This is a genomic window from Streptomyces sp. NPDC031418 (assembly GCF_055581605.1).
This window is the reverse complement of sequence record NZ_JBVIJC010000008.1, coordinates 160137-176335: the sequence shown is the minus strand read 5'-3', so window position 1 is coordinate 176335 and position 16199 is coordinate 160137. Positions and strand designations below refer to the sequence as shown.

Below are 16199 nucleotides of genomic sequence, written 5' to 3'. Positions count from 1 at the left end.
GGGGAGGTCTCACCGCCCCCGCGCCCTCGCCCTCCCTTCGCTCAGCAGCAGCGCGCAGGCCGTCGCCGTCAGTAGGCCGCCCGTGAGGAAGATGGTGTGGAGGCCGGTGAGGGGGAGGGTGAGGGCGCCCAGGGCGGCGCCTGAGGCGATGCCGGCGTTGTAGCTGGCCGAGTTGGCGGCGAGGGCGAGGTCGGTGCGGGCGGGGGCGCAGGCCAGCATCGCGTGTTGGGTGGTCAGGAAGACCGGGCCGAGGGCGGCGCCGGTCAGGAGGAGGAACGGCACCGCCGCGGCCGGGTGGGGGCCGGCGGCGTAGAGGCCGAGCATGCCCACCGACTGGGCGGCCACGGCGGTGGGCAGCGCGGAGCACGGGAAGCGGTCCAGGACCGCCCCGGTGATGCCCGTGCCGGCCAGGCAGGCGGCTCCGAAGGCCATGAGCAGGGCGGCGACGGTGCCGGGGGAGAAGCCGGTTGTTTCGGTCAGGTACGGGGTGAGATAGGTGTAGCCCGCGAAGGCGCCGGTGGCGGACAGGGCCCCGGCCGCGAGGACCGTTCGGAAGCGGCGGGCGTCGGGGTGGGGGGCGTAGGCGGCGGGCTCGGTGTCCGGGGGTGTGGTCGGCAGCAGCGTGGCGATCGTCACCAGTGAGGCGAGGCCCAGTGCCGCCGGCAGGGCGACGGGGGCCGGCCAGCCGGTGCGGTGGCCCAGCCAGGTGCCGGCGGGCACCCCCAGCACGAGGGCGAGCGAACCGGCGACGGACAGCGCCCCGACCACCCGTCCCCGGACCACGGGCGCGAACAGCCCCACCGCGACCGGCCCCAGCACGGCCCAGAACAGTGCCTGCGCGAGCGCGGTCAGCAGCCGGGCCGCGAGGAGCACCGGGTAGGAGGTGGCCGAGGCGGCGAGCAGGCTGGAGCCGGCCAGCGCGGCCAGGACGGCTGTCAGGACATGGCGCCGGGGCACGGCCCGCACGAGCCGGGCGAGCGGCACCGAGGTCACGGCGACCGTCACGCCGTAACCGGTGACCAGCAGCCCGACGGCCGACAGGGACACCCCGAGGCTCGCGGCGATCGGTTCGAGGAGGCCGACCGGCAGGCTCTCCACGGTGTTGAAGGTGAAGGCGGCCAGCATCAGCGCTCCGAGCACGGCGGATCTGCGCCGCAGGGACGGTCGCCGTTCGGCCGCGGGCCGCCGTGACTCCGTGACACCGCTCATTCGCCCAGCTCACCGGGCGCGTCGGTGTCACCGCAACCGAATTGCCGGTCAGGGGGAGGCGAGGCGGGTGAAGCGGCCGCGGTGGAAGAGGAGCGGCTCCGAGGGTTCCTGGGGGGCGCCCAGCGCGGTGACCCGGCCGACCACCACGAGGTGGTCGCCGCCGGTGTGGACGGCGTGCACGGCGCAGTCGATCCAGGCCGTGGCGCCGGTCAGGCGCGGGGCACCGGAGACGGGTGCGCGGTCGTACGCCACCCCCGCGAACTTGTCCGCGCCGCTCACCGCGAAGGCCCGGCACAGCGCCTCCTGGCCGGCGCCGAGCACATTGACGCAGAAGACGCCCGCGCGGGCGATGCGCGGCCAGGTGGTGGACGTACGGCCCACCAGGAAGCAGACCAGGGGCGGGTCGAGGGAGAGGGAGGAGAAGGACTGGCAGGCGAAGCCGGCGGGGCCCTGCGCCGCGTCGGCGGGGGGTGCCGTGATCACGGTGACCCCGGTCGCGAAGGTGCCCAGCACCCGCCGGAACTCGGCCTGCTCCACCGCGGGCCGTTCGTTCTCCCCGACGCACCGCAGCCGCGGGCGTGGCAGCGGCTCCGGCGGTCCGTGGGCCGCTCGCCGAGGTGTCAGGTATCGGACGGCTGCGGCGGCCGCCCCCGCGTGTCCCATCACCCGCCCATTGAAGGTGACGGGCCGTCAGATGGGAAGGGCCGTGCGGGCGGTCAGGGCGCCGCCGCGGCCGCGGGGACGGGCTGGACGCGGTCGGGGTCGAGCCGGGTGCGTACCGCGACCGCCGGGACGGCGATGCCCGGCAGCAGCAGCCGCCACATGCGCAGCACGCGGTCCATCAGGTCCTCCCGGCCGCTGACCGCCTTGGAGTACAGCTGCATGCCGGTACAGGACTCCACGATGTACTCGGCCAGTTCGCGCGGCTCCACACCGGCCTGGAGTTCGCCGTTGTCGGCGGCCTCGCGCAGGTGCGCCTCCATGATCTCGGCCCACTGCTGGTACGGCTTGGCGGCGTCCTCCATGCCGAAGGTGGTCTGCTCGGTGGTGAGGCGCACGCCCGCGCGCAGCATCAGGTCCGCCTGGAGCTGCTGCGCCCAGATCAGGGTGATGTCCACGGCCCGTTGCAGGCCGTGCGAGTCGGAGGCCGGGACGACGGTCTCGGGCTGGGCGAGCATCACCGCGTGCGCCAGCCCCTCCTTGGACTTGAAGTGGAAGTACAGCGCGCCCGCCGTGGTGCCGGCCCGCTCCAGGATCCGGTTGATGCTCGCGCCCGAGTAGCCCAGCTCGTCGAAGACGGCTGCCGCCGCACGAAGGATCGCTTCGCGAGTCTGCACGGCGCGTTGCTGCTTCGGCTGCCGCATGACGCCTCCAAAAAATTAGAACGTTCGCTAGGTAACAGGTATCCGGCTGGGTGGGGTCAGTCAAGTTCGGGCGCCTCTGAGCTGCGGAGAAATGGGGTGGAGCCGGGTAAATACGGGCGGGCGGTCCGTCACTTGGCTGCGGCCTGGCCGAAACTTTGCACGCCGTTGAAAGAAGGAAAAAAGAACGCTCTTTATGTTTGAGGCGGCTCAGGTGCCACTCACGCATGCTTCTAGGGGGAAGCGCATGTCCAGCACTGTGCAGAGCATCCAGTCCTATGTGCACAAGAACGCGGCGTCCGAAGTCCTGGTGACCGGATGGCGCCCCGAGGGGGAGGACACCTTCGTCGTCAACGCCCGGTGGCCGCAGGACCACCCGTTCCACCCGCCGGTCCACGGCTGCCACGACCCGCTGCTCGTTGCCGAATCGATCCGCCAGTCGGTGCTGCTGCTCGGGCACGCGGCGTACGGCGTCCCGTTCGGCAACCCGCAGTCCTGGAGCCAGTTCCGCTACACCGTCGACCCGGTCCCGCTCGCCACCGACGGCGCCGAGGCCGAGGTCGAACTGCATGTCGTGTGCGCCGACGCGGTCCGGCGCGGCGGACGGCTCGCCGCCATGACCGTACGCGTCGACGTGGTCAAGGACGGCGTGCGGGTCGGGGCCGGGGAGGTCGACTACGTCGGCCACACCCCGAGCGTCTACCGCCGGCTGCGCGGCCGGTACGCCGACGCCGCGGAGGCCATGGCCCGGGTGGTGCCGCTCGCACCGCCCATGCCGCCGGCCCGGGTGGGCCGCGAGCACTTCGAGGACGTCGTCCTCTCGCCCACCGACGCGCCCGGCCGCACCCAGCTGCGCATCGACGTCAACCACCCGACGCTGTTCGACCACGCGGTCGACCACGTCCCCGGGATGCTCCTGCTGGAGGCCGCGCGCCAGGCCGCGCACACCATGTCGTACCCGCGCCCGATGATCCCGGCCGCGATGGACGCCGCCTTCTACCGGTACGTCGAGTTCGACACGCCCTGCTGGATCCACGTCAACCCGCTCCCGGCCGACAGCCGGGGCCGCAGCAGAGTCCTCGTGTTCGCCCTCCAGGACCAGGGCTGCGTCTTCTCCAGCATCACCACGCTGGTGCCGGCGGACGAGGGCCCGGCACAGAAGTAAGGGGTCCTCAGGGGCTCCCCTTCCGGCCCGGCCCGGCCCCGCTCGGTCCGGGCCGGGAGCACGTACCGGACATGGTCGGGAGCAGGTACCGGTCCGGGCCGGGAGCACGTACCGGTCATGGTCGGGAGCAGGTACCGGTCATGGTCGGGGGCAGCTTCCGGCCGATTCGCCCGGCCGGAACCGGAGGACTGGAACAGTCGGCTTCGGGGTGCGGACCGGTACGTTTCCACGGCCGTCCGGCCCACCGCCTTCCGGGCGGCCGGTGTGTCGCCGCGGCCGCCCGCCACTCACCCCCCGCGCGGTCTCCGGCCGCGCGGGGGGCGGCGCGCGCGCCGTTCAGCTAAGGGGGAATCACCTATGGGACGCCGGCTCACCCAGCTCGGCCTCGCCGCGCTCAACATCGACGGAGTGCTGCTCAACGACACCTTCAGCCCGGTCATCCACCGCTTCGTCACCACCCGGGGCGGCAGCTACACGGCCGAGACCGAGCGGGCGGTGTTCTCGCAGCCGCAGGCGGTGGCCGCCCGGCGGCTGGCCGACGCGGTCGGCGGCGGGCTCAGCGCCGAGCAGGTGCTCGCCGCGTACTTCGCCGAACGCGACCGCTATCTGGCCGACCACCCGGTCGTCGTCCAGCCGGGCGTGCCCGAGCTGCTGCACCGGCTGCGCGCCCTGGGCCTGCGCGTGGTCTGCTACGGCGGTCTGCCCAAGCACCACTTCGACACCCATCTCGGCGCCTGGGCCGAGCTGTTCGACGGCCCCGGCTATGTGTGCACCGACGCGTTCCGGCCGGGTCTGCACGAGATCACCACGGAGATCTTCGGACTCCGGTACGACCGGGCGCTGTTCGTGGACGACGTGGCCCGGGTCGCCGAGGAGGCCCGCCGGCTCGGCACCGCCTTCATCGGCCTGCCGAGCCCGTACGAGCACGGGCACCAGCGGGAGTTGATGCGCGCCGCGGGCGTACGGCACCTGGTGGACGGGCTGGACGCCATCGACGAGGAACTGCTGCGCACGGTGGACGCCGAGGCGGCCGCCGGCCGGGTCTGGGAGGCGTGACGTGCTGACGGGGAAAGTCGCGATGATCACCGGGGCGTCGAGCGGGATCGGCGCCGCCGCGGCCCGGCTGTTCGCCGCCGAGGGAGCCGCCGTCGTCCTCATGGCCCGGCGGGCCGAACGGCTGGACCGGCTGGTCGACGAGGTGCGTGCCGCCGGGGGCCGGGCGCTGGCCGTCGCCGGGGACGTGACCCGGTCCGCCGATGTGGGCCGGGCGGTGGACGCCGCCGTCACCGAGTTCGGCGGGCTGCACGCCGCTTTCAACAACGCCGGGTACGGCACCGCGGGCGTGCCGCTGCACCTGCTCGGCGAGGACGACTACGACCTGACCATGGACGTCAATGTGCGCGGGGTGTGGAACTGCCTGCGCCACCAGGTGCCGGTGATGCTGCGCGACGGCGCGGGCGGCGCGGTGGTCAACACCTCCAGCGTGGCCGGTACGTCGGCCACCGGGGCGTCGGCCGCGTACGTGGCGGCCAAGCACGCGGTGCTGGGGCTGACCCGGGCGGCGGCCGCGGACTACGGCGAGCAGGGCATCCGGGTCAACGCGCTGGTCGTGGGCGCGACCCGGACCGAGATGCTGGACCGGGCGATCAGCGTCGTACCGGGGCTGGAGCAGACCTTCATGGCGGAGTCGGTGCAGAAGCGGATGGCCGCGCCGGAGGAGGTGGCGCGGGCCGCGATGTGGCTGTGCAGCGACCAGGCCTCCTTCGTCACCGGCGCCGCGCTGGCCGTGGACGGGGGCGCCACCGCGGTGTGAACACCCTGTCCGAAGGGGCAGTTCCGTGACGGGATTCCGTGACGGGGCTGCCCCTTCCGTTTTGCAGCGGCAAGTTTCCAGCCAATAAGAAAGCGAACGATCGCTTTGCTTTTGCGGGCTGCTGGGGCTACCGTCGACGTACGACCTCATCCAACGTGGGAGAGTGGGATGACGCAGGCCAGGGCGGCACGTACGCGCGAGTCACTCATCCTGGCGGCCGCCGCCGAGATCGACCGCAACGGGTACCGGGGCGCGACCGTGAACGGCATCTGCGCCGTGGCCGGGGTCTCGCTCGGTGCGCTGACCTTTCACTTCCGCAGCAAGCTCCAGCTCGCGCTCGCCGTCAGCGAGGCCGGTGCCGCCGCCGCGCGCCAGTGCGCCGAAGGCGCGGCGGCCCGCGGCGGGGCCGCGCTGGCGTCGGTCACCGCGCTGGTCAGGGCGGTCGCCGGACTGCTGGAGGAGGATGTCGTCGTCCGCTCGGCCGCCCGGCTGGAGCGGGAGCGGCCGACGCCCGTCGGCGCCTGGAGCCCGTCCTGGACGGCCGTGCTGCGCCGCTCGCTGGAACGCGCCGAGGCGGCGGGCGAGTTGCGGCCCGGGGCGGCTCCGCAGCTGGTCACGGACCTGGTGGAGTACCTGCTCACGGGCGTCGAGACACACCCCGCCGGGCCGGGGGCGAGCGCCGGGAGCGGCGGGCTGGTGGGCCGGCTGGACCGGATCTGGCCGCTGGTGGAGCGGGGTGTCGCGGCCGAGCGGGGCGTCGCCGCCGAGCGGGTCTGAGCGACGGCCCGCGGTACGGCCAAGTCCGTTATCCGGAGCGGTGGTTCTGCTTTCGAACGGACCTGCCGAGTTCTTTTCCTGATTCTTACCCTTCCCGGCACCTCTCGTCTGGAAAACATAACGAGCGTTCTCTATTCTTCTTGGTGTCAGCTCGCCGGGCCTCTCAGTCGCCCGGCAACGGGGGGACGCCTGTGTGTCCCACGCAGGAAGGCAGGACCGTAGTGACGTACATGGAAGGTGCTCTCGACACGGCAACACGCACCCTGCTGGCCCGCGAGGTGCACGACCGCATCGGCACCGGGCTCGCGGTGGCCCTGCGCCGGCTGGAACTCCTCGAAGCGACCGCCACCTCCCTCGCGCCGGCCGACCGCGCCCGGCTCGTCCAGGCCCGCGACGCCCTCGTCGACACCCTCTCGGTGGCCCGCGAGGTCGCCTCCGCGCTGCGCAGCCTGCCGTCCGCCGCACCGGCCGCCGCCCGCTCCCTGCGGCAGGCCCTGGACGGCTTCCTCGTCTCCATGGCCCCGCTCCGTCCCCATGTCCGGGTCCAGGTGGACGGCGACGACGGCCGGCTCGGCCCGCGCCTGACCGACGAGGTGTTCCTCGTGGTCCGCGAGGCGCTGCGCAACGTGCTCGCGCACGCCGGGGCCCGGCGGGTCACCGTCGACGTCGTCATCGGCGACCACGACGTGCACGCGAGCGTCACCGACGACGGCACCGGGTTCGACCCCGAGGCCGCCCGGCGCGCCGGCGCCGCGAACGGGCTGCACGGCATGGAGGAGCGCGCCCGTGCCCTCGGCGGCGTCACCACCATCACCTCCGCGCCCGGCCGCGGCACCCGGATCACCTGCTGGATCCCGGTCGAGGAGGACCGTCCGGACGACCGTTCGGACGACCGAGCCGAGGAGAACCGGGCATGACCGAGAAGACCACCCGCATCCTGGTCGCCGACGACCACACCCTGCTGCGGGACGCGCTGTGCGATCTGCTCGCCGCCGAGCCGGACTTCGAGGTCGTCGCCCGGGCCGGTGACGCCGAGGCCGCGATCCGGCAGGCCGCCGAGGTACGGCCCGACGTGGCCCTGCTGGATGTGCAGATGCCGCACAACGAGGACCCGGCCGCCACCGTGCGCCGGCTGCTCGCCCGGCGGCCCGAGCTGCGGATCATCGTCGTCAGCATGGACGACCACCCGGTGCTGGTACGGCAGTTGCTCGGGCTCGGGGTGCGGGGCTATCTGCACAAGAGTGTCAGCCGGGAGACGCTGGTCGCGGCGATACGGGAGCGGGCCGATGCCGGGCGGCGGACGGTGACCGTGACCATGCCGACCGGGGGTCCGCACCAGGCGGGGGCCGGGGTGGCGCCGGGGGAGCGGTTGTCCGAGCGGGAGGCGGAGGTGCTGACGCTGGTCGCCGTGGCGCTGAGCAACCGGCAGATCGGGGTGCGGCTCGGGATCACGGAGGGGACGGTGAAGCGGCATATGCGGAAGATTTTTGACAAGTTGGGGGCGGTGTCGAGGTTGGACGCGGTGAACAAGGCGGTGGAGGTGGGGGCGATACGGGTGCCGGGGGTACGGCAGCGGAGGCGGGGGGCGGCGTGAGGTGGGCGTTTCGCTCACCCGCCCGCCAAGCCGCGCTCACACGGCCACGTAGCCGCCGTCCACCGGGAGGGCCGTGCCCGTGATGTAGGAGCTGGCGTTCGAGGTGAGGAAGAGGAGGGCGCCGTTCAGTTCGTCGAGGCGGCCGGGGCGGCGCATCGGGGTGCGGCGTTCCACCCAGGCGCGGCCCTTCTCCGTGCCCAGCATGGACTCCGTCATCTCCGACCAGAACCAGCCCGGGCACAGCGCGTTCACCCGGACCCCGCGCGCTCCCCATTCGGCGGCCAGTTCCCGGGTCAGGTTGACCACCCCGCCCTTGCTCGCGGTGTACGCGGCCTGTGGGAGGCTGCCGCTCGCCACCAGGCCGTAGACCGAGGCGATGTTGACGATGGAGCCGCGGCCGCGTTCCAGCATGCCCGTCCCGAAGGCCTGGCTCAGCGCGAACACCGCCGTGAGGTTGACCGCCAGGATGTTCTGGAAGGTCTCCACCGACTGCTGCTCGGCGGGCACCGTCTCGGACAGGCCCGCGTTGTTCACCAGCACGTCCACCGGCCCGAGTTCCTCGGTGACCGTGCGCACCAGCCGCTCCCGGTCCGCCGCCAGCGTGACGTCGCAGGGCACCGCCAGCGCCCCCGGCAGCCGCTCGGCCAGCTCCTTCAGCGGTGCCTCCCGGCGCGCGGCCAGCGCCACCCGGGCGCCCGCCGCGGTCAGCACCCGGGCGATGTGCGCGCCGAGCCCGCTGGAGGCCCCGGTGACCACCGCGACCCGGCCGTCCAGCCGGAAGAGGTCCACCGGGTCGGTGCTGTCGAAGTCCTCGTGCGTCATGGCTGTGCCACCTCCACTGTCGTCGTTGTGTGCGGGGCCGCCACCGAGCGGGCGCTCGGTGGCGGCGGGGCGGACCGGCTGGTCAGCGCGCATCGCCGGTCACGGCGGGCAGCGCGCTGTCCAGTCGTACGCGCATCCGGGCGACCTCCTCGCCCTGCTGCACGAACGCCACGTCCGTGAGCAGGCCGGTGCCGAGGCCGGCCGGGGTGGTCACCACCGTGATGGGGGTGTCCAGTTCGGCGAAGCGCAGGTACTCGGCGTGCACCCCGGCCAGGAAGGAGGCGCCGGGCGAGACGCCCCGGTGGTCGGCGGCCAGCAGCAGCGACGCCTGCCGGGCGGCCTCCATCATCACCGGGCCCGGCACATGGTCCTGGGCGTGGTCGAACATGCTCGGGTGGTCCACCGGTACCCGCAGCCGGGCGACCAGCTTCCCGCCCTCGGCGCGGGCGTCCTCCAGGACCACGTTCTCGGCGTGCTCCCGGCCCACCAGCCAGGGCGCCGGCGCCACCCCGTCCGTGCGGCCGGTGAGCGTGTCCGACATCGGCGGCGGGCTGGAGCGGTGGCTCATGCGCAACCTCTCGTACACGTCGTTGGGGCGCTGCGCGGTGTCGACGGTGATCACGCCGACCTCGCGGCCCCCGGCCAGCACCCGCACCCGGTGCACCACCCGGGAGATCGCGCCCTGGTACTCCTTGGCCAGGTCCACGGAGCCCTCGAGGGCCAGGTCCAGCGCCCCGCGGGTGCGCAGCGGGGTCACGTCGGTGATGTCCAGCGTGGCGGTGGCGGTGATCGACTTGGTGTCGGCGCCCGCGTCGTGCTGGAGGTGCATCGCGCACAGCAGCATCTGCCGTACGGCCTCGAACACGGCGAGCGGGTCGTGGCCGGCGGGCCGGGTCGTGTGGTCGCCGTAGTAGAAGTGGCGCGGCGGGAGCTGGGCCGCGGCCCGGAAGGTGTGCTCGTCGACCGACTGGAAGTCGGTCAGGAACACCTCGGCGAGCGCCGAGCGGTGCACCAGGTGGCGGGCCAGGGTGCGCTGCGTGGAGAGTGCGGCGGCGGGGCCCGCGGCGGTGCGGGGCAGGGGCAGTACGGTCATGTCGGTACCTCGTCTCGGCGGGTGGGCGGTGCTCAGCGGGTGGCGGCGGCCGGGGTGGGGCGGGCCGCGTCCAGCAGGCCCTGGACCTGGCGGGCGGCCTGCTCGGCGTCGTGGAAGAGCACCGCCTGCCAGCCGGCCTCCATCGCGCCGGCCACGTTCTTCTCCAGGTCGTCCACCAGCACGCAGCGGTGCGGTTCGAGACCGGCCCGCTCGGCGGCGAGGCGGAAGATCTCCGGGTCCGGCTTGCGGGCGCCGACGGCGTGGGAGCAGACGATGTCGTCGAAGAGGGAGTCGTCGGCCATGTAGCGGCGGTGCCGCTCCCAGGACGGCGGCAGGTTGGACAGCAGGCCGACGAAGGCACCCTGGGCGCGGAAGTCCGTCAGGTGCCCGGCCCACGCCTGGTTGGCGGGGCGTCCGGCGAACCAGCGGTCGCCGAAGTCGGACAGGTCGGCGATGATCCCGAACTCGTTGCCGAGCACGTCCTCCAGCTCGCTCGACCAGGTGGCCTCGTCGATCAGCGGGATGTCGAGGGCGCCCATGGAGTCGGTGCCGTACTTCTCGCCGACGATGCGCATGGCCTCCTTCAGCGACCACAGCGGGACGCCGGCCCGGTCGCAGAAGAGGTTGAAGGTGACGGAGACCGGAGGGGTGAGCACGCCGCCGAAGTCGGTCCAGACGGCGAGGGGTGCGGTGGTGGTCATGGTGAAGTCCTTCGCGGTGAGGGCGGTGGTGGGGGGAGGAGCGGGGATCAGAGGCGGTAGAGGAGCCCGCCGTAGTACCAGCCGGAGCCGACCGCGGTGGACAGCACCAGGTCGCCGCTCTTGACCACGCCCTTCTCGGAGAACTCGGACAGCGCGATCGGGATCGACGCGCAGCCGGTGTTGCCGCGCTCGGCGAAGTTGGTGAGGAACCGCTCGGGGTCCAGGTCGAGGCCGTCGCGGACGCCCGCGTGGATGGCGTTGTTGCCGGGGTGCGGCACCAGCCAGTCGAGGTCCGAGGTCTTCAGGCCGTTGCGGTCGAGGACGTTGTCGGCGACGCGCAGGCTGGAGGCGACGGCCAGGTCGATCAGCTCCGGCTTCGGGCGCAGCCAGCCCTCCGGCGGCCGGGCGGCGACCGCGTCGGCCTGCGTCGAGTCGCAGTCCAGCACCGAGTCCAGCAGACCGCTCGGGTCGTCCGGGTCGCCCTTCTCCAGCACCACCGCGCCGGCCGCGTCGCCGAAGACCAGCTGGCCGCGGGTGCCGGGGCGGGCCCGCCGGGTGAAGCGGTCCGCGGCCACCACGACCGCCCGCTTCCAGCCGGGGTGCGCGGTCAGGAACGAGGCCGCGGTCTGCACGCCGTGCACGAAGCCCGTGCAGGCGCCGCACACGTCGAAGGCGAGCGCGCCGTGCGCGCCGAGCGCCGTCGCGACCCCGGGGGCCAGCTCCGGGATCCACTGCCGGTCGGTCCAGTTGGCCAGCACCACCAGGTCCAGCTCACCGGCCTCGCGGCCGGCCCTGGCGAGTGCCGCCCGGGCCGCCTCGACGGCCATGAACTCCACCGTCTCGTCCTCGGCGGCGACGTGCAGGCTCCGGACGCCCAGCTCGGCGGCGGCCTGCGGCGGGTAGGTCCGCCCGTCCAGGGTGACCTCGCCCTCGTGGCTGCGCTGCTCGCGGGGGAAGTAGTGGCCGAGGCCGGTGAACTTCAGACCGCTGCCGGTCCAGGTGCGGCCTTCGGTGCGTGCGTGCATGGTGGGACTCCTTGGATGTACGAGTGGCGTGAGGGGGGTGTCGTCAGCGGTAGCGGCCGCTGGGGTCGAGGGAGCGCAGCAGCGCCAACTCCTCGTCCGTGACCGGCTTCTCGGGGACCACGGCGCTGACGTCCGCGGTCCAGGAGGTACGGGTGGCCACCGCCTCCGCGGCCAGCCGGCGCATCTCCTCGGCGCTGTCGGCTGCCTCCTCCGCGGGCAGCCAGGTCGCCAGCCGGAAACCGGGGCTCTGCGGGCTCTGCGAGGCCTCGGACGTCTCGCGGACGAACCGGCCGAAGTCGCTGACGACCTCGCGGACCCGGTGTCCGGGGCTGGTGCGGTAGGCGACCTCGCGGACGTAACGGCGCCTGGACGACGGGGCGATGACCACGCAGTCCGTGCTGGAGGCGATGTCGTTGGCGCCACCGGAACCGGTCAGCCAGCGGCCGTCGGTGGACCGGCTGGTGTTGATCGTGCCGGTCTCGTCGATCTCGGCGGCCGCCAGCACACCGAGGGCGCGGGGGTTGGCCGCGACCATGCCGCCGAGGATCTCGGGGATGCCGGCGAGCATCTCGCTGCGCTTCGCGTGCCGCAGGCTGAACAGGTACACGTCCCCGGGGTCGGGGGAGAAGCCGTACATGCCCAGTTCCGCGACGACCTTGACGTCGTGACCGCCCGCCCTGAGGAGTTCGGCGGCCAGCCAGGCGGACATGTGGGAGGTGCCGATGCCGGCCAGGAGGGTGTCGTAGCCGTGCTGCCGTACCTGCTCCGCGACGGCCCTGGCGCCCAGGACGATCAGGCGTTCCTGGCGGGTCGCGGCCGGCTCGGCCGTCCCGTCGGCGACGGGCTTCGCGACGGCACCGTCCGCGCGGGACTCGGGTGCGAGGGGCGCCGGCGGGACGTGGTCGCCGTCGGCGGCCGCCCGCCCCTGCGGGGCGATCAGGCCACCCTTGGTGCGCAGCGCCCGTTCCACCGCCTCCTGCTCGCAGCGGTAGACCTCCGACCAGGCCTCGGCGTCGGCCTCGTAGTCGCCGGGCCCGCTCGGCGCCGGCTTCAGCGGGGCCGTCAGGGAGGCGATCCGGGCCTCGCCCAGCCGGGCCAGGTAGCCCTCGTGGGAGCCGGGGCCGGTGACCCAGGTGTCGTACCAGTCGGTGCCGCGGGACGGGCCGTGGCAGGAGTCGACGATCTCCTCCAGGAAGGCGTAGTCGTCCAGGTAGCCGTCCACGCCCGCCAGTTGGCCGGTGCGCAGGGACTGCGGGTGGGCGCCGAGCGGGGCCTCGGTCAGGCCCAGGACGCGCTGGCCCGGGATGACGACCCGGTCGGCGATCTCGCGCAGCTCCGCCCGGGTGACGATCCGCTCCACCGAGGCGATCACCCCGCGCCGGGCCGCGTACGCCGCCCACGCGCCCTCGCCGAGCGGCGGGGCCAGGGCGATGTTGCCGTCCTCGTCGGCGACCGCCCCGTGCACCAGGGTCACATCCGGGCGCAGCGCGGTGACCAGGGTGACCTCGCGGTCCGGGTCGGCCGGGTCGGGCACGACGTGCAGCTCCTCCGGCTTGCCCGCGGCGAGGTCGGTGCCGGCCAGCGAGCCGGTGACCGCGTACGGGGCGCCCTGCGCACCGGCGATCAGCCGCTGGACGTAGGACAGCAGGGACCAGGCCTCGAAGGTGAAGGGCCGGCCCTCGGCGAGGTCCGCGTAGAGCGGGTTGGGGCGGGGGGAGGGGTAGGTGTCGCCCGCGAAGCCCGCGATGACCTTGTCGGCGACGCCGGACAGGGCGAGGGCGTGGGCGGAGGAGTGCACGGCGGTGGTGGAGACCGTCAGACGACCGTCCGCGCCGAAGACCCGGCACAGGGCGTAGGTCAGGGCGTTGGGGCGGGACGGGGTGCCGGCCAGATGGACGTGGTCGCCGGGGCGGACCAGGCGTCGTACCAGCTCGTCGACGTCACGGGCGAGCAGCGGGCGGCTCATGACGGCGCTCCCACCGCGACGACCGCCGTCTGGCTGCCGAAGGCGAAGGACATGGAGACCGCCAGGTCCACCGTGGCGGGCCGGGCGCCCTCGAACACGTGGTCGTGGTCGCACTCGGGGTCGGGCGTGGTGAAGTTGATGGTCGGCGCGAGCGTCTGGTGATGGATCATCAGGCTGGTCGCGGCGACGTTGATGATGCCGGCCAGGCCGAAGGTGTGGCCGTAGATCGGCTTGTTGGAGCTGAGCGGCGGCAGCGCGGCGGGGGTCCGCTCGGGGTACAGGGCGCGCAGCGCGCGGGACTCGGCGATGTCGTTGTAGCGGGTGGCGGTGCCGTGCGCGCAGAAGTAGTCGACGTCCTCGGCGCTGCGGCCGGCCGCGGTCAGGGCGTCCTCGATGAGCGAGGCGGTGACCTTGCCGGTCAGGTCCATGGTGGTCGGGTGGGCGGCCTCGTTCAGGGAGGCGGCGGAGAGGATCTCGGCGTACACCCGGGCGCCGCGGGCCTCGGCGGCCGAGGCGCGCTCCAGGCACAGCACGACCGAGCCCTCGCCGAGCGCGAAGCCCTCGCGGCAGGCGCTGTACGGCCGGACCGCGCGGGTCGGCTCGTCCCGCTCGGAGGAGATCACGCCGTGCCCCATCGCCCGGTAGCAGGCGGCGACCTCGGCGAGGACCGGGAACTCGTGGCCGCCGACCAGCATCACGTCGGCGGCGCCGGAGCGCAGTTCGCCGAGCGCCAGCTGGATCGCCTGGTGGCCGCCGACGCAGGCGTTGCTGACGGTCGTGACCAGGCCCTGGGCGCCGGTGTAGATGGCGGACAGGGTGGCCGGGCAGCCGGCCAGGCCGCGGAACATCGCGCCCTTGTCGCCGTAGGCCGCCGGGTCGCCGCCGGTCATGACGTTCTGCCACCAGGCCAGCGGGCCGCGGGAGGAGGACATCACGATGCCGAGCCGGCGCGGGTCCACGGCGCCGTCGGCGAGACCGGCGTCGCGCCGGGCCTCGGCCACCGCGGACATCGAGATCAGGATCTCGCGGGAGTACTTGGCGGCGTGTGCGTCGGTGAGCCGCGGCAGGAAGGGGCGGTGGTCGAAGCCGTTGATCTCGGCGGCCGCGTGCACCGGCAGCCCGGCCGCGGCGCTGTCGAAGCGGGTGAGCGGGCCGACCTGGGAGCGGCCCTGGGAGACATTGGTCCAGAACTGGTCGACCGAGTAGGTGTTGGGGAGCACGACACCGATTCCGGTGACCACGATCCGGTTGTCGCGGTCATTCGATATTCGCTCGTATTCCGTCATGGGAAAAACAGTAGGAGTGAAGTGCGGGCGGTACATGGGCCGCCGGGTACCGAATAAGCGGAGGACCGGTACTCCCGGTACCGGTCCGTGTTACAAAAGAAAACCGCCCCTCCGGATGGAGAGGCGGTTCTTGGGAAAAGCGGCTCAGTTGCCGGCGTACCGGCGCAGTTCGCGTTTTGCCAGCGAGGCGCGGTGGACCTCGTCGGGGCCGTCGGCCAGGCGGAGTGTGCGGGCGTGCGCCCACAGTTCGGCCAGCGGGAAGTCCTGCGAGACCCCGCCGCCGCCGTGCGCCTGGATGGCCTTGTCGATGACCCACTCGGCCATCGCCGGCACCGCGATCTTGATGGCCTGGATCTCGGTGTGGGCGCCCTTGTTGCCGACGGTGTCCATCAGGTACGCCGTCTTCAGCACCAGCAGCCGGGCCTGTTCGATCCGCACCCGGGACTCGGCGATCCACTCGCGCACCACGCCCTGCTCGGCCAGCGGCCGGCCGAACGCGACCCGGTGACTGACCCGCTCGCACATCAGGTCGAAGGCGCGTTCCGCCATGCCGATGAGCCGCATGCAGTGGTGGATCCGGCCGGGACCGAGCCGGGCCTGGGCGATGGCGAACCCCTCGCCCTCGCCGGCGATCAGGTTCTCGGCGGGCACCCGTACATCCTCGAAGACGACCTCGCCGTGCCCGCCGTGCGGCCCGTCGGTGTAGCCGAAGACGTGCACACCCCGCTTGACGTGCACGCCGGGCGTGTCCCGGGGCACCAGGACCATCGACTGCTGGCGGTGGCGGGGCGCGTCGGGGTCGGTCTTGCCCATCACCACCAGCAGCTCGCACTCGGGTGCCATGGCCCCGGACGACCACCACTTGCGGCCGTTGATCACGTACGAGTCCCCGTCCCGGCGGATCCGGGTGGCGATGTTCGCCGCGTCCGAGGAGGCGACGTCCGGCTCGGTCATGCAGAACGCGGACCGGATCGCGCCGTCCAGCAGCGGCTTCAGCCAGCGGTCCTGCTGCTCCGGGGTGCCGAAGAGGGCCAGCACCTCCATGTTCCCGGTGTCGGGGGCGGCGCAGTTGACGGCCTCGGGGGCGATGAAGGGGCTGCGGCCGGTGATCTCGGCGAGCGGCGCGTACTGGAGGTTGGTCAGTCCGGCGCCGAACCGGTCGTCCGGCAGGAAGAGGTTCCACAGGCCCTGCCGGCGGGCCTCGTCCTTCAGCTCGCCGAGGACCTGCGGGCGGCCCCAGGGGTGTCCCGCCAGGTGCTGGGCGTGGAAGACGGGCTCGGCGGGCAGCACATGCTCGTCGAGGAAGGCGCGCATCCGGCCGCGCAGCTCCTCGGTGCGGGCGTCGTAGGCGAAGTCCATGGCGTGTCTCCGTTGCGTGGTCTGCGAA

16 protein-coding genes are annotated in these 16199 nt (G+C 73.4%); 6 read left to right on the top strand and 10 right to left on the bottom strand.

Translation table 11 applies throughout. From position 1 onward, the window contains the following. Positions 1-9: 9 nt before the first annotated feature. From ACZ5CZ_RS13570 to ACZ5CZ_RS13560, 3 genes are all read right to left on the bottom strand, one after another. On the bottom strand, positions 10-1125 hold the full coding sequence (locus tag ACZ5CZ_RS13570) for an MFS transporter (protein ID WP_468942639.1): 1116 nt from the start codon (positions 1123-1125) through the stop codon (positions 10-12). A 132-nt stretch (positions 1126-1257) separates the two neighbouring features. Beyond that, positions 1258-1872, bottom strand: coding sequence for a flavin reductase family protein (locus tag ACZ5CZ_RS13565; RefSeq protein WP_468942382.1), 615 nt, complete (start codon positions 1870-1872; stop codon positions 1258-1260). 53 nt (positions 1873-1925) lie between these two features. Further along, positions 1926-2573, bottom strand: a complete 648-nt coding sequence (locus ACZ5CZ_RS13560) for a ScbR family autoregulator-binding transcription factor (protein ID WP_468942379.1) — start codon at positions 2571-2573, stop codon at positions 1926-1928. Between the two features lie 244 nt (positions 2574-2817). On the opposite strand from ACZ5CZ_RS13560, the gene ACZ5CZ_RS13555 reads away from it, so the two are divergent. The 6 genes from ACZ5CZ_RS13555 to ACZ5CZ_RS13530 all read left to right on the top strand — a co-directional run bounded on the left by ACZ5CZ_RS13555 (position 2818) and on the right by ACZ5CZ_RS13530 (position 7919). Continuing rightward, on the top strand, positions 2818-3735 hold the full coding sequence (locus tag ACZ5CZ_RS13555; protein ID WP_385841992.1) for a ScbA/BarX family gamma-butyrolactone biosynthesis protein: 918 nt from the start codon (positions 2818-2820) through the stop codon (positions 3733-3735). Between the two features lie 357 nt (positions 3736-4092). Continuing rightward, the gene (locus tag ACZ5CZ_RS13550; protein WP_385841991.1) at positions 4093-4791 is read left to right on the top strand and encodes an HAD family hydrolase; all 699 of its coding nucleotides are present in this window, start codon (positions 4093-4095) and stop codon (positions 4789-4791) included. Between the two features lies 1 nt (position 4792). Continuing rightward, positions 4793-5548 (top strand): SDR family NAD(P)-dependent oxidoreductase, encoded by a 756-nt coding sequence (locus ACZ5CZ_RS13545; RefSeq protein ID WP_385841990.1) that lies wholly within the window; start codon positions 4793-4795, stop codon positions 5546-5548. 168 nt (positions 5549-5716) lie between these two features. After that, positions 5717-6325, top strand: a complete 609-nt coding sequence (locus tag ACZ5CZ_RS13540; protein ID WP_468942375.1) for a TetR family transcriptional regulator — start codon at positions 5717-5719, stop codon at positions 6323-6325. Between the two features lie 230 nt (positions 6326-6555). Continuing rightward, a complete protein-coding gene (locus tag ACZ5CZ_RS13535; protein WP_468942373.1) occupies positions 6556-7242 on the top strand; it encodes a sensor histidine kinase in 687 nt (228 codons plus the stop codon). Beyond that, on the top strand, positions 7239-7919 hold the full coding sequence (locus ACZ5CZ_RS13530) for a response regulator (protein WP_385841986.1): 681 nt from the start codon (positions 7239-7241) through the stop codon (positions 7917-7919). The genes ACZ5CZ_RS13535 and ACZ5CZ_RS13530 overlap by 4 nt, the downstream gene beginning before the upstream one ends. Positions 7920-7955: 36 nt before the next feature. Here the strand turns inward: ACZ5CZ_RS13530 and ACZ5CZ_RS13525 are convergent, their stop codons facing one another. The 7 genes from ACZ5CZ_RS13525 to ACZ5CZ_RS13495 form a co-directional block, all read right to left on the bottom strand. Continuing rightward, positions 7956-8741: an SDR family NAD(P)-dependent oxidoreductase gene (locus ACZ5CZ_RS13525; RefSeq protein WP_385841984.1), complete on the bottom strand. Its 786-nt coding sequence runs from the start codon at positions 8739-8741 to the stop codon at positions 7956-7958. 82 nt (positions 8742-8823) lie between these two features. Then, on the bottom strand, positions 8824-9834 hold the full coding sequence (locus ACZ5CZ_RS13520) for an AfsA-related hotdog domain-containing protein (protein WP_468942371.1): 1011 nt from the start codon (positions 9832-9834) through the stop codon (positions 8824-8826). A 32-nt stretch (positions 9835-9866) separates the two neighbouring features. Next, a complete protein-coding gene (locus ACZ5CZ_RS13515) occupies positions 9867-10535 on the bottom strand; it encodes an HAD-IA family hydrolase (protein WP_385841981.1) in 669 nt (222 codons plus the stop codon). Between the two features lie 47 nt (positions 10536-10582). Continuing rightward, on the bottom strand, positions 10583-11560 hold the full coding sequence (locus ACZ5CZ_RS13510; RefSeq protein WP_385841979.1) for a ketoacyl-ACP synthase III: 978 nt from the start codon (positions 11558-11560) through the stop codon (positions 10583-10585). Between the two features lie 43 nt (positions 11561-11603). Next, positions 11604-13526 (bottom strand): CoA-transferase, encoded by a 1923-nt coding sequence (locus ACZ5CZ_RS13505; RefSeq protein ID WP_468942367.1) that lies wholly within the window; start codon positions 13524-13526, stop codon positions 11604-11606. Further along, positions 13523-14812, bottom strand: coding sequence for a beta-ketoacyl-[acyl-carrier-protein] synthase family protein (locus tag ACZ5CZ_RS13500; RefSeq protein WP_385841976.1), 1290 nt, complete (start codon positions 14810-14812; stop codon positions 13523-13525). The genes ACZ5CZ_RS13505 and ACZ5CZ_RS13500 overlap by 4 nt, the downstream gene beginning before the upstream one ends. A 144-nt stretch (positions 14813-14956) precedes the next feature. Further along, on the bottom strand, positions 14957-16171 hold the full coding sequence (locus ACZ5CZ_RS13495) for an acyl-CoA dehydrogenase family protein (RefSeq protein WP_385841975.1): 1215 nt from the start codon (positions 16169-16171) through the stop codon (positions 14957-14959). Between the last annotated feature and the right edge of the window lie 28 nt (positions 16172-16199).

Coding starts and splice junctions, on each gene's coding strand:
- ACZ5CZ_RS13500 (WP_385841976.1), bottom strand. CDS start 14,812: ATGACGGAATACGAGCGAATATCGAATGACCGCGACAACCGGATCGTG.
- ACZ5CZ_RS13540 (WP_468942375.1), top strand. CDS start 5,717: ATGACGCAGGCCAGGGCGGCACGTACGCGCGAGTCACTCATCCTGGCG.
- ACZ5CZ_RS13530 (WP_385841986.1), top strand. CDS start 7,239: ATGACCGAGAAGACCACCCGCATCCTGGTCGCCGACGACCACACCCTG.
- ACZ5CZ_RS13550 (WP_385841991.1), top strand. CDS start 4,093: ATGGGACGCCGGCTCACCCAGCTCGGCCTCGCCGCGCTCAACATCGAC.
- ACZ5CZ_RS13570 (WP_468942639.1), bottom strand. CDS start 1,125: ATGCTGGCCGCCTTCACCTTCAACACCGTGGAGAGCCTGCCGGTCGGC.
- ACZ5CZ_RS13555 (WP_385841992.1), top strand. CDS start 2,818: ATGTCCAGCACTGTGCAGAGCATCCAGTCCTATGTGCACAAGAACGCG.
- ACZ5CZ_RS13535 (WP_468942373.1), top strand. CDS start 6,556: ATGGAAGGTGCTCTCGACACGGCAACACGCACCCTGCTGGCCCGCGAG.
- ACZ5CZ_RS13565 (WP_468942382.1), bottom strand. CDS start 1,872: ATGGGACACGCGGGGGCGGCCGCCGCAGCCGTCCGATACCTGACACCT.
- ACZ5CZ_RS13520 (WP_468942371.1), bottom strand. CDS start 9,834: ATGACCGTACTGCCCCTGCCCCGCACCGCCGCGGGCCCCGCCGCCGCA.
- ACZ5CZ_RS13510 (WP_385841979.1), bottom strand. CDS start 11,560: ATGCACGCACGCACCGAAGGCCGCACCTGGACCGGCAGCGGTCTGAAG.
- ACZ5CZ_RS13495 (WP_385841975.1), bottom strand. CDS start 16,171: ATGGACTTCGCCTACGACGCCCGCACCGAGGAGCTGCGCGGCCGGATG.
- ACZ5CZ_RS13525 (WP_385841984.1), bottom strand. CDS start 8,741: ATGACGCACGAGGACTTCGACAGCACCGACCCGGTGGACCTCTTCCGG.
- ACZ5CZ_RS13560 (WP_468942379.1), bottom strand. CDS start 2,573: ATGCGGCAGCCGAAGCAGCAACGCGCCGTGCAGACTCGCGAAGCGATC.
- ACZ5CZ_RS13505 (WP_468942367.1), bottom strand. CDS start 13,526: ATGAGCCGCCCGCTGCTCGCCCGTGACGTCGACGAGCTGGTACGACGC.
- ACZ5CZ_RS13515 (WP_385841981.1), bottom strand. CDS start 10,535: ATGACCACCACCGCACCCCTCGCCGTCTGGACCGACTTCGGCGGCGTG.